We start from the raw sequence: 12,247 nt of genomic DNA on the forward strand, positions 1-12,247 counted from the left end.
CGGGCACATGCGTTCGCTGCGGAGCCGTTACTCGCGACGGTGAGGCCCTTTGTGACGACTGCGATCTCCAGCGATACGTTTGATCGTTACGCCGCCATTATCTGAATGCCTCGATCGCAGCGTTGAACTATACCGACGTGGCTGAGCCGGTCGCCTGGATGGCGATGAGCGCCGGATCCGGCGGGTGCTCCGCCGCCGCCGGGCGACGCTGCGGCTCGCCGCCGCCTGATCGCCGCGTCGCGGATGCATGCGGCCGCCGCTCGCGTGTCGACCGGCGGCCGTTTCGCGCCGCTACCCGCTCAGCGCCCAGCGCAGCACGCCCGCGGTCGCCGCCGCGCCGGCGCGGATCGCCGGCCGCCGCAGGGCCGGCGTGCCCAGCCCGTGCATCGCCGCCGCCCAGGGCTGCATCAGCTCGACGCCCGCGGTCATCAGCACCTGCCCGATCGCGACGCCCAGCCCGTCGCGCGCGCCTGCCTCCGCGAGCAGCGTCGCCGCCACCGTCTGCGTGCGCTCGTCGTACCGCAGCTGCGGCCGCACCGCCCGGAAATAGCCCGCCAGCGCGCGCCGCGACTCGGGCACGTCGGTCGCCCCCAGCCGCCGCGCCAGCCCCGCCATCTCCGCCAGATAGCGGTCCTGCCGCGGTCCGGGCATCCCCGGCTCGCGATAGGCGACATGCGCGCGCAGGAAGCCGTCCGCCTCCACCGCGTGCACCCAGGTGAGCAGCGCCGGGTCGTTGGCGCGGTAGGGCGTCCCGTCCGGCAGCATTCCCGTCACCCGATCATGGATGCGCCGCACGGTCGCCAGGCTCGCCTCGGCCGCCGCCGTCGCGCCATAGGTGGTGAGCGCGATGAACCGCGCCGTCCGCGCCAGCCGCCCGCCCGGATCGTCCCGCCAGTCGCTGTGATCCCACACTCCCGCCAGCGCCAGCGGATGCAGCATCTGGGTAAGCAATGCTGCCACCCCTCCGATCAGCATCGCCGAGAAGTCGCCGTGAATAACACCCGCCTCACTTGCCTCGCCGAACAGCCCCGGATCACCGGGCGGGCGGCTGAGATCCATCGCTTCCGCTTTCACCAGGCGGTGGACATGGCCTCGGATCGTGTCGCGCAGCGGGTTCATCGCGGGAGGATATGGGCGTGGCGCCGCCGCCGCGCTACGCCGAGTAGATGCGCAACCTCGTGATCCTTTCCGGCGCGGGCCTGTCCGCCGAGAGCGGGCTCGCCACCTTCCGCGGCCCCGACGGGCTGTGGGAGGGCCACCGGGTCGAGGACGTCTGCACGCCCGCGGCGCTCGCGCGCGATCCCGAGACCGTCCACCGCTTCTACGATGCCCGCCGCGCCGCGCTCGCCACGGTGGCGCCCAACGCCGCGCATCGCGCGCTCGCCCGCCTCGACGCAGGCTGGCCGGGCGAGCTGCTGCTGGTGACGCAGAATGTCGACGACCTGCTGGAGCGCGCCGGCGCGCGCCGCCTCCTCCATATGCACGGCCGCCTGCTCAGCGCGCTCTGCGCGGCGTGCGGCGCTACCCGCCCCTGGTCCGGCGATCTCGCCCCCGCCAGCCGCTGCCCCGCCTGCGCCGCCCCTGCGCTGCGCCCCGACATTGTCTTTTTCGGCGAGGTCCCGCTGGGCATGGACACGATCGAGGCGGCGCTCGCGCAGGCCGACCTGTTCGTCTCGATCGGCACCTCGGGCGCGGTCTATCCCGCTGCCGGCTTCGTCCAGCGCGCCCGCGCCGCCGGCGCCGCCACGCTGGAGCTCAACCTGGAGCGATCCGCCGGCAGCGCCTGGTTCGCCGAGTCCCGCCTCGGTCCCGCCACCGACCTGGTGCCGGCCTGGGTCGACGCGCTGCTCGGCGCCTGATCCGGCAGGAACCCGATCAGGCCGCCGCCTTCACCTCCACCGCCCCGGCGTCGTTGTCCGCCGCCAACGCCGCCGGCGCGACGCTCGGTTGCGCCGCCGTCACCGGCGTCAGCCGGCGCGCGGCATACACCGCCACCGCCAGCGCGGCATACAGCCCGACGATCGCGGCGGCATTCCAGAACAGCCCCAGGGTCAACGCAAGACGGATCCACAGCGGGTTGATGCCGAGGTCCTGGCCGATCGCCTCGCAGACGCCCAGCAGCGTGTCGGAACGGTTGAAGGTGGCGGCCTGCGGCATGGCGTGCGGTCCTGATCCGGCGCGAGGCGCCATCGCCTCGCTTCATGCAGCTCCCTTTGCAGGGCGCATGCCAGCTTCAGTATTGCTTATTAATTCATTATCTTACCGGTGGTTGGTCCAGATGAACGCTGGATCACTCGCCAACCATTGGCGCAGCGCGCCAGACCTCAGTCCACCCAATCCAGCCCCAGGTCGCGATACACCGACCGATCCTCGTCCCAGCCCGGCCGCGCCTTCACGTGCAGATACAGGTGCACCTCGCGCCCCAGCGCCTCCTTCAGCTCGGCGCGCGCCGCCGCGCCGATCGCCTTGATCTGCTGGCCGCCCTTGCCGAGCACGATCGCGCGCTGGGTCGGTCGCTCGACGAGCACCAGCTGGCGGATCTCCACCGACCCGTCCGGCCGCTCGACGAACGCCTCGGTCTCGATCGCGCTCGCATAAGGCAGCTCGGCATGGAGTCGCCGGAACAGCTGCTCGCGCGTGATCTCCGCCGCCAGCGCGCGCTCGCTCGCGTCGGACACCTGATCCTCGGGATAGTGCCACGGCCCCGCCGGCATCGCGGCGGCCAGCGCGCACTTCAGCTCGGGCACGCCGTCGCCCGTCTCGGCGCTGACGAACCAGGTGTCGGCAAAGGGCGCGATGGCGTGCAGCCGCTCGGCGAGCGTCAGCAGCCGTGCCTTGTCCGCCACGTCCACCTTGTTGAGCACCAGCCATTTTGGCTGCGGCCGCGCCGCCACCGCCGCGGCGGCCGCCTGGCTCGCCGGGCTCAGCCCGCCCTTGCCGTCGACCACCAAGCACAGCAGGTCCGCGCCCTCCGCCCCGCCCCAGGCCGCCGCCACCATCGCCCGGTCGAGCCGCCGCTTGGGCTGGAACAGCCCCGGCGTATCGACCAGCAGCACCTGCGCCTCACCCACGATCGCAACCCCCAGCAGCCGCGTGCGCGTCGTCTGCGCCTTGGCGCTGGTGATCGCCACCTTCTGCCCGACCAGCGCATTGACCAGCGTCGACTTGCCCGCGTTCGGCGCCCCGAGGATTGCCGCCAGACCGCAATGGGTGGTCACCTCATCCTCCCTGGCACGGGCGGAGCCGCCCAAGGTTCCAGCGGCGCGAAGCGTCGTTGGAAAGGCGGCGGAGGGAGGGGGACCGCCAGCCGTAGGCTGGTGGTGGTGGAGGCTCAGGACTAGCTCCAACGAGCATGACGGAGCCCCCTCCACCACGCCGCTTCGCGCCGCGGTCCACCTCCCGGTCCCGGGGAGGATCGAAGGACGCGCACCCTCTCACCCGCGCACCTTCGCCAGCAACGCCCGCGCCGCTTCCGTCTCCGCCTCCTGCTTGCTCCCACCGGTCGCCGACGCCGCCAGCCGTCCCACCGCCACCGCCACCGTGAAGCGGGGTGCATGGCCGGGGCCGGAGCGATCGATCACCGCGTAGACCGGTGCCTTGCGCCCCTTCGCCGCAGCCCATTCCTGCAGCGCCGATTTCGGATGCTGCGGCGCAGTGCGCTCCAGGTGGATGCGGTCGGCCCAGGCGCGGCGGACGAAATCCCGCGCCGCCGCCCAGCCCGCCTCGCGATACCAGGCGCCGATCAGCGCCTCCACCACGTCGCCCAGCACATTGTCGCTGTCGCCCGCGCCGTCGTCGCGCGCCTGCTTACCGAGCCGCAGCCGCGCGCCTGCGCCCCAGTCGCGCGCCACCGCCGCGCAGGACTGGCCGTCGACCAGCGCGTTCAGCCGTTTCGACAGGTCGCCTTCAGGCTCGTCGGGGAACAACTCGAACAGCCATTCGGCGATTGCCAGCCCCAGCACCCGATCGCCCAGGAACTCCAGCCGCTCGTAATCGTCGCCGTCCGCGCTGCCATGGGTCAGCGCCCGCTCGAAGCGCGCGAGATGGGCGGGCGGACGGCCGAACAGCCCCGTCAGCCACGCCGCCAGCGTCTCGCTCAAAAACCCTGCCCGATCCGGTGCGGCCGCGCCGCCGAGAACCACGTCCAGGGCTCCAGCCATTGCGCCGAACCGTCGGTGGAGAAGAAGGTCACCGCCGCGCGGCCCTCCACCCGGTCGAGCGGGACATAGCCCATCCCCATCGGCGGCGCGAAGCGGCTGTCGGCGGAATCGTCGCGGTTGTCGCCCATCAGGAACACGTTGCCCGCCGGTACCGTGAACAGCCCGGTGTCGTCGCCGTCCGCGCCGGGGCCCCAGTCCAGCACCTCATAGTTCCGCCCGCCGGGCAGCGTCTCGCGATAGCGGTCGAAGCGACAGAACGGCTTGCCCGCGATGACGGTGCGGAACTGGTCGCGGCTGCAATGGTAATTGGCGCTCTCGGGCACCGTGAAATCGGCGATGCGCAGCTTGGGCACCGCCTGCCCGTTTAGAATCAGCTGCCCGCGGCGCATCTGGATCGTGTCGCCGGGCAGGCCGATCACGCGCTTGATGACGTCATGGCTGGCCGGCGCGGCCGCGCCGTCCTCCAGCATCTCGGGCGAGCGGAACACCACGACATCGCCGCGCGCGGGCGTGTGGCCGAGCACCCGCCCGGGCAGCAGCTTCCAGCCCCAGGGAAAGGACCAGCGCGAATAGCCATAGGGCCATTTCTCGACGATCAGGTAATCGCCGATCAGCAGCCGCGGCAGCATCGACTCCGACGGGATGAAGAACGGCGCGGCGATGAACGATCGGAGCAGCAGCACCGCCAGCGCCAGCACCGCGATATAGCGGACATTCTCCTCCAGCTCGGACCGTTTGCGCTTCGCCATCGGCAGCAGCGTTCGCCGAAGAGGCGGCATTATGCAATCCCAGCCTCCGCACTGGCTGCCGGGATGATCTCCCCATCCGCGAGCAGGAGGAGGAGGAGGAACTCTTCTCCCTCTTGCGATCTCCGTTCGCACGCGTTAGCCGCCAGAGCTGTAAGCGGCGGCAATTTCTGGCGTTGGACGAGATGCGCGGCGTTGCGGCGCTGGTCGTCCTTTCCTACCATTATCATGCGATGAACAGGCTGGCCGAGCTGTTCCCCTCGGGGTTCCTGGCCGTCGACTTGTTCTTCATGCTGAGCGGCTTCGTTGTCGCCCACGCTTATGAGCGCCGCATCCTTGCCGGCGAGATGTCCTTCGCGCGATTCGCCGAAGTGCGCGCGACCCGCCTTTACCCGCTCTACATCCTGGCTGCGGCATCGGCGCGGCCGGCCTGCTGTGGCGTGCGCCGGGCCTCCACACCTGGCAGGTGCGCGTGGTCGCCGTGGGCACGCCCTTCGCGCTGTTCCTCCTGCCCCTCGTGCGCGGTCCGCTGAAGGATTGGTTCGCCTACAATCCGCCCGCCTGGTCGCTATGCATGGAGTGGATCGTCAACCTGCTCTACGCTTGGCTCCTGCCGCGGCTGAGCGTCAGGGCGCTGGCCGCCATCGCCGCGGTCGGGGCGGCGGTTCTGGCCGCAGCCGTATTCAGGTTCGGCGGCATCGACAACTGGCCGTTCACCTGGGTGTATTGGCCGTTGGCGCTGGTCAGGGCGGTGTTCGGCTTCACCGTCGGCGTCCTCCTTCATCGCGGCTGGCGCGCGGACCGGCTGCCGGCCGTGCGCGCGCCGGCCTGGTTGCCTGGACTGCTGTTCGTGCCGATTGCGATGATCCCGACCACGGGCGCGTGGCCGTGTTTCTACCCGCTCGTGCTGTTCGCGGCCTTCCCCTCTCTGCTGACGGTCGCGCTCGCCAATGAGCCGGGCGGCAGCCACGCGTATGTCTCCGCGTTCCTCGGGAGCGTTTCCTATCCGGTCTACGCGTTGCACTGGTGGCTGATCGCTTTCCTGACGCCGCTTTTCGCCGGTGTCGGCGGTCCTGCCGGGCCGGCGCGCTTGGGGGTTCCCGCGGCAGTGATCGCGATCGCCTGGGCCGCGCTCAAAGGTTTCGACGCTCCTGTGCGCAAGTCGATCGCCGCCCGCACCCGGCTCCGCCTGCGCGAGATCGACGCCGCCCGCCCGCTCTAGGCTCGATCCGCCCCTGTCTTCCCCGCACCCATCCCCGCGCCTGGAGCGTTCCGCGCCCGATCCCTTCCGTCCGAGGCCACACTCATGTCCGACTGGTCAGCCATCGAAGCCCTACCCTCGCCCAAGCTCGTCGAGCTGTTCGAGCAGGATCCCGACCGCCTCGCCCGCTTCTGCGTCGACCTGTCCGGCCTGCATTTCGATTTCAGCAAGACCCACCTCACGGCCGACGCCGTCGCCGCCTTCCTCGCGCTCGCCGACGCCAGGGGCCTGGCGGCGCGGCGCGACGCGCTGTTCGCGGGCGAGCATGTCAACGTCACGGAGGATCGCCCCGTCACCCACACCGAGGAACGCGGGGAGGGCAATGCCGAGGACATTGCGGTCGCCAGGCGCTTCCACGAGCGCGAGCGCGCGCTGATCGACGCGATCGAGGCGGGCGCGCTCGGCCCGGTGCGCCACATCCTGCACGTCGGCATCGGCGGCTCCGCGCTCGGCCCCAACCTGCTGGTCGATGCGCTCGGCCGCGACGACCGGCGCTACGACGTCGCGATCGTCTCCAACATCGACGGCGTCGCGTTGGAAGACGTGTTCGCGCGGTTCGATCCTGCCGCGACGCTGCTGGTCGTCGCCTCCAAGACCTTCACCACCACCGAGACGATGACCAACGCCGCCAGCGTGCTCGCCTGGATGACCGAGCACGGCGTCGACGATCCCTATGGGCGCGTGATCGCGCTCACCGCCGCAATGGACAAGGCGATCGAATGGGGCGTGGACGAGACACGCGTGCTGCCCTTCGCCGAAGGCGTGGGGGGGCGCTATTCGCTGTGGTCGTCGATCGGCTTCCCCGCCGCGATCGGGCTGGGCTGGGATCGGTTCGAGGAGCTGCTGGAAGGCGCGGCCGAGATGGACCGCCACTTCCGCCTGACCCCGCTCGACCGCAACGCGCCTGTGCTCGCCGCCTTCGCCGACCTCTATTACACGCAGGTCCGCAAGGCCGAGACCCGCGCGCCGTTCGCCTATGATGAGCGGCTGCGGCTACTTCCGCCCTATCTCCAGCAGCTGGAGATGGAGAGCAACGGCAAGGGCGTGACGCTGGATGGCCGGCCGGTCGGCCGCCCCACCGCCGCGATCGCCTGGGGCGGCGTCGGCACCGACGCCCAGCACGCGGTGTTCCAGCTGCTCCACCAGGGCACGCATCTCGTCCCCGTCGAGTTCATCGCGGTGATCGAGGCCGGCGACACGCTGGCCGAGGACCATCACCGCCAGCTGCTGCTGAACGCGTTTGCCCAAGGCGCCGCGCTGATGAAGGGCAAGCAGGCCGACGATCCCGCCCGCAGCTACGAGGGCAACCGCCCGTCGTCGACGATCCTGCTGGACCGGCTCGACGCCCGGACGCTCGGCGCGCTCATCGCCTTCTACGAGCACCGCGTGTTCGTGAACGGCACGCTGCTGCAGATTAATTCGTTCGATCAGTTCGGCGTCGAGCTGGGCAAGGAGATGGCCAAGGCGGCTGCCAAGGGCGGCGGCGACTTCGACCCGTCGACCACCGACCTCATCCGGCGCGCCGGCCTGAACTGACCCGGTTGGCCAGCGTTCGACCAGCATGAATGCGTTGCTCGCCATCTGCGCCGCCCTGCCCGCCCTCGCCGCGGCGCCGACGGGCATCGACACGATGCGCCATCATCGCCGCATCCTGCTCGTCGTCGCCCCCGCGCCGGACGACCCCCAACTCGCCGAACAGCGTCGCCTGCTCGAGCCCTGGCGCGCCGGCGCCGCCGACCGCGATCTCTCGGTGGTCGAGCTGGTCGGCGATCGCGTCGTGGGCGCGACCGACCCCGCTCCGGCGCTGCGCCGCCGCTTCCGCCTCGTCACCAGTCGCTTCGCCGTCCTGCTGATCGCCAAGGACGGCCATGTCGCCGATCGCGGCGACCATCCGATCACGGCGGAAGCGCTCGAACGACAGATCGACGCCATGCCCATGCGCCGCGCCGGGCAGCGGTGAGGCTGGACGCGGCTGGTCGGCGCGCCTATGTGTAGAGCCGCACGGAGTCTTACACATGAGGACAAACATCGACATCGATGATACCTTGATGAAAGAGGCGATGACCGCCTTGGGCGCGAAAACGAAGCGCGAGGCCGTCGAAGAATCTCTTCGCCGCACCGTCCGAGCCAAGCGGCAGCTCGAAGCCATCCAGGGCCTGCGCGGCATCGGTTGGGAGGGAGATCTCGACGACATGCGGACAAGCAAATATATTCCTGCTGACGAATGATCCTGGTCGACAGCAGCGTCTGGATTGACCTGCTCGCGAATCGCGATACGCCACAGACGCGCCGCTTCGAGCAATTCGCCTTGGCGCAGCAGCAGTTAGGCCTGGGCGATTTGATGCTCGTCGAGGTACTGCAAGGCATTCGCCGCGATCGCGAGTACGACAGGTTGCTCGCCAGATTGTCGGCATTCCCGCAAACCAGGATTTCGGATCAGCTGATCGCCAAGGCGGCAGCGCAGAACTTCCGCACATTACGGTCGATGGGCATCACCATCCGCAAGACTATCGACACGCTGATCGCCACCCGCTGCATTCTCGACAACATCCCGTTGCTATTTGCGGATCGCGACTTCCACCCCTTTGTTGAGCACCTGAACATGCGCTCGGCGCTCGACGACACAGGACTGAATTGATGCCCCACGACTACGACCTCCTCGTCATCGGCGCCGGCTCGGGCGGAACACGCGCCGCGCGGGTCGCCGCCGCGCATGGCGCGAAGGTGGCGGTGGCGGAGGAATATCGTGTCGGAGGCACCTGCGTGATCCGCGGCTGCGTGCCCAAGAAGCTGCTCGTCTACGGCGCGCATTTCGCCGAGGACCTGAAGGACGCGCGCCGCTTCGGCTGGAACGTGCCCGACTGCGGCTTCGACTGGCCGACGCTGCGCGACAACGTGCTGGCCGAGGTCGATCGCATCAATGGGGCCTATACCGAGACGCTGACCGGCCACGGCGTCGAGATCATCCTGCAGCGCGCGACCGTCACCGGCCCGAACCGCGTCCGCCTCGCCGACGGCGCGGAAAAGACCGCGGACCGCATCCTCATCGCAGTCGGCGCGCATCCCGCCGTCCCCGAATGCGAAGGCCATGAACACGGCATCACCTCCAACGAGGCGTTCCATCTTCCCGCGATCCCCAAGCGCATCCTGATCGCCGGCGCCGGCTATATCGCCAACGAGTTCGCCGGCATCTTCCACCAGCTGGGCGCGCACGTCATCATCGCCAATCGCACGCAGGACATCCTGCGCGGCTACGACCTGCAGATCCGCGACCGGTTGCTTCAGATCTCGATGATGAAGGGCCTCGAGTTCCGTTTCGACGCCGCCTTCCAGGGCATCGAGAAAGGCATCGACGGTTGCTTCACCGTGCGCATGGCCAATCACGAGCCCGCCACGGTCGATCTGGTGATGTTCGCCACCGGCCGCGTCCCCAATACCCGCAGCCTGGGGCTGGAGAACGCCGGCGTCGAGCTGGACGCCAAGGGCGCGGTCAAGGTGGATGCCGACAATTGCTCGACATGCCCGTCCATCTACGCCGTCGGCGACGTCACCAACCGCATCCAGCTCACCCCCGTCGCGATCCGCGAGGGGCAGGCGTTCGCCGACACGATCTATGGCGGCAAGCCGTGCCGCGTTGATTACGACTGCGTGCCGTCGTCCGTCTTCAGCCACCCGCCGATCGGCGCCGTCGGCATGACGGAAAGCGAGGCGCGCCAGAAGCTCGGCTCGGTCAAGGTCTATTCGTCGGACTTCCGGCCGATGAAGAACGTGCTCGCCGGCCGCACCGAGCGCGCGCTCTACAAGATGGTGTGCGATGGCGAGACCGATCGCGTCGTCGGCATCCACCTGATCGGCCCCGACGCACCCGAGATCATCCAGGCCGCGGCGATCTGCGTGAAGGCCGGGCTCACGAAGGCGCAGTTCGACGCGACGGTGGCGCTGCATCCGACCATGGCGGAGGAGCTGGTGCTGTTGCGCTGAAGCCGCATCGGGCGCAGCCGGGTCGGCCACGCCGAACCCGTCCGACGTCACGACGGCGGCTTGGCCGGCGTCGCGCCTCGCCCGATTGCAACAACACCGCCGATGGTTCGTTGCCGTTGAACCATGTTGACCCACGCGCGACATTGATGGGTTTGCGACGCCCGTGGCCGCTGTTCGCGGCGACCCTGCTCGCGTTCCCCGCTGCCGCGCGCGCGCAGGAGTTCGCCGATACCCAGCGCCTCGCCGCAACCGCGCTGTTCGCGGCGCAGGATGCCGCCACCGCGCGGCGCGAGGCGGAGCAACGCCGCGTCGACGAGATCGACCGTCGCGCGGCGGCCCAGGCCGTGCTGCTGGACCAGCAGGCCGCCTCGGTAGCGCGGCTCGGCGACGAACTGCAGGGGATCCGCGCCGAGCGGCAGCTGATCGACCTGGCGGCCGCCTTCGACGCCGCGATCGCGGCCGGGCGCTGGGAGGCCGCCCGCGCGCTGCTGGGCGAGGACGTCACGCTCGACATTGCCGATCGCACGGACGCGGTCGCCACCGTGCTTCCGGCGGACGCCGCGCTGGCGGCGGTGCGGCAGGTGGTCGGCAACGGTGGCGTCCTGCCCCGCGCCAATCAGGACGTCGTGGTCGACGCGGGCAGCGCGACCGTCACATCGGATGGCTATGCCTGGGGCGCGCCGGGCCGCGCCGCGCCTGCCCCGGCCCGGCGCTTCGGCCGATATGCCTATCGGTTCGCCCGGACCCCGGCCGGCTGGCGGATCGACGGCCTCGCATTCCACCCGATCACCCCCGCCGGCTGACGCGCCGCCGCGCCCGCGCGCACAATCGTGCTGATCTGCGGCAAGTCCGGCTCTTCCTCGGTGCGCGATCGTTGAGAGGGCAATCATCAGGAGAGCCGTCATGTTCATGCGAGTCGACAAGCTGCAGGCGGATCTGCCCACGCCGGAAAAACAGGACCCGAACGCCGCCGCCGCGCTGCGCGAGCTGCTGGGCGGCAAATACGGTGAGATGTCGACGCTGGGCAACTACATGTTCCAGAGCTTCAACTTCAAGTCGAAGTCGAAGCTGCGTCCATTCTACAGCCTCGTCGCGTCGATCACCGCGGAGGAGCTCGGCCATGTCGAGCTGGTCTCGGCGGGGGTCAACATGCTCGCCAATGGCCCTGACGGGGACGACAGCGGCGACGGCGGCGACGTGTCGATGACGCCGTTCGCCGCGATGGCCGAGATCCGCGACGCGGCGAGCTTCCTGTCCAACGGGGGCGGCGCGACGCCGACGGACTCGATGGGAAGATCGTGGAACAACGATTTCGTGACGACCACCGGCAACGTCGTCACCGACCTGCTCCACAACTTCCATCTCGAATGCGGCGCGCGGCTTCACAAGCTGCGGGTCTACGAGACCGTGTCCGATCCTACCGGACGCGAGGTCTGCGGCTATCTGCTCGTCCGCGGCTCCGTCCACGCGCACGCCTATGCGCTGGCGCTGGAGAAGATCACGGGTGTCGACATCAAGAAGATGCTGCCGACGCCCAACATCAATCTCGACCGGATTCCCGAGTGCCAGAAGTATCTGGACGAGGGCTCGCATCGCCGCCTCTACACCTGGAGCCCGGACGACTATAAGGAGATCGCCGGCATCTGGAGCAACGACGAGGTCGCGCTGCCGGGTGATCCGCCGGGCGCGCTCGAAGTGGTCGACGGCATTCCCGAAGGCGGCAAGATCGCGCAGTTGGCGGGTGTCCCCTGCGCCTTCACGCCCGATTACGCCCCCGAGGAAATGTTCGAGATCGCGAACAAGCTCTACGCGAAGTCGCGCTAGGCTCTGCTGACGACACTCCCCGTGTGCGGGGAGTGTCGGCCTACTCCCCCGTGAAACGCCCCGGCCGCCGCTCGTTCACCGCGCGCACGCCTTCGGCGTAGTCCCGCGTCTGTTGCAGCCGCTGCTGTTGAGTCAGCTCATGGTCGGTCTGTCGCTCGACCAGCGCGTGGAGATCGCCGCGCATCGTCGCCCGCGTCGCCTGCACCGCCAGCGGCGCGCCGGCCGCCAGCTCATGGGCCAGCGCCAGCGCCGCGCCGTCCAGCGCGTCGGCTCCG

Annotated in this window: 16 protein-coding genes; 10 read left to right on the plus strand and 6 right to left on the minus strand. The window is 69.8% G+C overall.

Annotated elements, in window-relative coordinates; all coding sequences use genetic code 11:
* Positions 1-291 precede the first annotated feature (291 nt).
* The gene (locus ACFE64_RS02155; protein ID WP_375390807.1) at positions 292-1,119 is read right to left on the minus strand and encodes an oxygenase MpaB family protein; all 828 of its coding nucleotides are present in this window, start codon (positions 1,117-1,119) and stop codon (positions 292-294) included.
* A 47-nt stretch (positions 1,120-1,166) separates the two neighbouring features.
* On the opposite strand from ACFE64_RS02155, the gene ACFE64_RS02160 reads away from it, so the two are divergent.
* Positions 1,167-1,859, plus strand: coding sequence for an NAD-dependent deacylase (locus ACFE64_RS02160; protein WP_375390808.1), 693 nt, complete (start codon positions 1,167-1,169; stop codon positions 1,857-1,859).
* A 16-nt stretch (positions 1,860-1,875) separates the two neighbouring features.
* Here the strand turns inward: ACFE64_RS02160 and ACFE64_RS02165 are convergent, their stop codons facing one another.
* The 4 genes from ACFE64_RS02165 to lepB form a co-directional block, all read right to left on the minus strand.
* Positions 1,876-2,157, minus strand: a complete 282-nt coding sequence (locus ACFE64_RS02165) for a PspC domain-containing protein (protein WP_375390809.1) — start codon at positions 2,155-2,157, stop codon at positions 1,876-1,878.
* Between the two features lie 167 nt (positions 2,158-2,324).
* On the minus strand, positions 2,325-3,218 hold the full coding sequence (gene era / locus ACFE64_RS02170; protein ID WP_375390810.1) for a GTPase Era: 894 nt from the start codon (positions 3,216-3,218) through the stop codon (positions 2,325-2,327).
* A 216-nt stretch (positions 3,219-3,434) separates the two neighbouring features.
* Entirely contained in the window at positions 3,435-4,100 is a 666-nt protein-coding gene (rnc, locus tag ACFE64_RS02175) for a ribonuclease III (protein WP_375390811.1), read from the minus strand.
* Positions 4,097-4,909, minus strand: a complete 813-nt coding sequence (gene lepB / locus ACFE64_RS02180) for a signal peptidase I (RefSeq protein ID WP_375390812.1) — start codon at positions 4,907-4,909, stop codon at positions 4,097-4,099. Before lepB ends, rnc begins: the two co-directional genes overlap by 4 nt.
* Positions 4,910-5,082: 173 nt before the next feature.
* On the opposite strand from lepB, the gene ACFE64_RS02185 reads away from it, so the two are divergent.
* From ACFE64_RS02185 to ACFE64_RS02225, 9 genes are all read left to right on the plus strand, one after another.
* Positions 5,083-5,439, plus strand: a complete 357-nt coding sequence (locus ACFE64_RS02185; protein ID WP_375390813.1) for an acyltransferase family protein — start codon at positions 5,083-5,085, stop codon at positions 5,437-5,439.
* A complete protein-coding gene (locus tag ACFE64_RS02190; protein ID WP_375390814.1) occupies positions 5,373-6,128 on the plus strand; it encodes an acyltransferase family protein in 756 nt (251 codons plus the stop codon). Before ACFE64_RS02185 ends, ACFE64_RS02190 begins: the two co-directional genes overlap by 67 nt.
* A gap of 84 nt (positions 6,129-6,212) precedes the next feature.
* Complete coding sequence (gene pgi, locus ACFE64_RS02195) at positions 6,213-7,703, plus strand: glucose-6-phosphate isomerase (RefSeq protein ID WP_375390815.1); 1,491 nt, start codon at positions 6,213-6,215, stop codon at positions 7,701-7,703.
* Between the two features lie 25 nt (positions 7,704-7,728).
* On the plus strand, positions 7,729-8,127 hold the full coding sequence (locus tag ACFE64_RS02200) for a DUF4174 domain-containing protein (protein WP_375390816.1): 399 nt from the start codon (positions 7,729-7,731) through the stop codon (positions 8,125-8,127).
* A gap of 55 nt (positions 8,128-8,182) precedes the next feature.
* The gene (locus ACFE64_RS02205; RefSeq protein ID WP_375390817.1) at positions 8,183-8,395 is read left to right on the plus strand and encodes a type II toxin-antitoxin system VapB family antitoxin; all 213 of its coding nucleotides are present in this window, start codon (positions 8,183-8,185) and stop codon (positions 8,393-8,395) included.
* On the plus strand, positions 8,392-8,805 hold the full coding sequence (locus tag ACFE64_RS02210) for a PIN domain nuclease (RefSeq protein WP_375390818.1): 414 nt from the start codon (positions 8,392-8,394) through the stop codon (positions 8,803-8,805). The genes ACFE64_RS02205 and ACFE64_RS02210 overlap by 4 nt, the downstream gene beginning before the upstream one ends.
* Positions 8,802-10,148 (plus strand): glutathione-disulfide reductase, encoded by a 1,347-nt coding sequence (gorA, locus tag ACFE64_RS02215; RefSeq protein ID WP_375390819.1) that lies wholly within the window; start codon positions 8,802-8,804, stop codon positions 10,146-10,148. The genes ACFE64_RS02210 and gorA overlap by 4 nt, the downstream gene beginning before the upstream one ends.
* A 152-nt stretch (positions 10,149-10,300) precedes the next feature.
* On the plus strand, positions 10,301-10,951 hold the full coding sequence (locus ACFE64_RS02220; protein ID WP_375390820.1) for a nuclear transport factor 2 family protein: 651 nt from the start codon (positions 10,301-10,303) through the stop codon (positions 10,949-10,951).
* 100 nt (positions 10,952-11,051) lie between these two features.
* On the plus strand, positions 11,052-11,972 hold the full coding sequence (locus ACFE64_RS02225; RefSeq protein ID WP_375390821.1) for a manganese catalase family protein: 921 nt from the start codon (positions 11,052-11,054) through the stop codon (positions 11,970-11,972).
* 40 nt (positions 11,973-12,012) lie between these two features.
* Here ACFE64_RS02225 and ACFE64_RS02230 read toward each other — a convergent pair whose 3' ends face one another.
* Positions 12,013-12,156: a hypothetical protein gene (locus ACFE64_RS02230; protein WP_375390822.1), complete on the minus strand. Its 144-nt coding sequence runs from the start codon at positions 12,154-12,156 to the stop codon at positions 12,013-12,015.
* Between the last annotated feature and the right edge of the window lie 91 nt (positions 12,157-12,247).

Origin of the sequence: uncultured Sphingomonas sp. (assembly GCF_964250165.1) — a bacterium.
GTDB lineage: Bacteria > Pseudomonadota > Alphaproteobacteria > Sphingomonadales > Sphingomonadaceae > Sphingomonas.

Coding starts and splice junctions, on each gene's coding strand:
- ACFE64_RS02155 (WP_375390807.1), bottom strand. CDS start 1,119: ATGAACCCGCTGCGCGACACGATCCGAGGCCATGTCCACCGCCTGGTG.
- ACFE64_RS02160 (WP_375390808.1), top strand. CDS start 1,167: ATGCGCAACCTCGTGATCCTTTCCGGCGCGGGCCTGTCCGCCGAGAGC.
- ACFE64_RS02165 (WP_375390809.1), bottom strand. CDS start 2,157: ATGCCGCAGGCCGCCACCTTCAACCGTTCCGACACGCTGCTGGGCGTC.
- lepB (WP_375390812.1), bottom strand. CDS start 4,909: ATGGCGAAGCGCAAACGGTCCGAGCTGGAGGAGAATGTCCGCTATATC.
- pgi (WP_375390815.1), top strand. CDS start 6,213: ATGTCCGACTGGTCAGCCATCGAAGCCCTACCCTCGCCCAAGCTCGTC.
- ACFE64_RS02200 (WP_375390816.1), top strand. CDS start 7,729: ATGAATGCGTTGCTCGCCATCTGCGCCGCCCTGCCCGCCCTCGCCGCG.
- ACFE64_RS02205 (WP_375390817.1), top strand. CDS start 8,183: ATGAGGACAAACATCGACATCGATGATACCTTGATGAAAGAGGCGATG.
- ACFE64_RS02210 (WP_375390818.1), top strand. CDS start 8,392: ATGATCCTGGTCGACAGCAGCGTCTGGATTGACCTGCTCGCGAATCGC.
- ACFE64_RS02225 (WP_375390821.1), top strand. CDS start 11,052: ATGTTCATGCGAGTCGACAAGCTGCAGGCGGATCTGCCCACGCCGGAA.
- ACFE64_RS02230 (WP_375390822.1), bottom strand. CDS start 12,156: ATGCGCGGCGATCTCCACGCGCTGGTCGAGCGACAGACCGACCATGAG.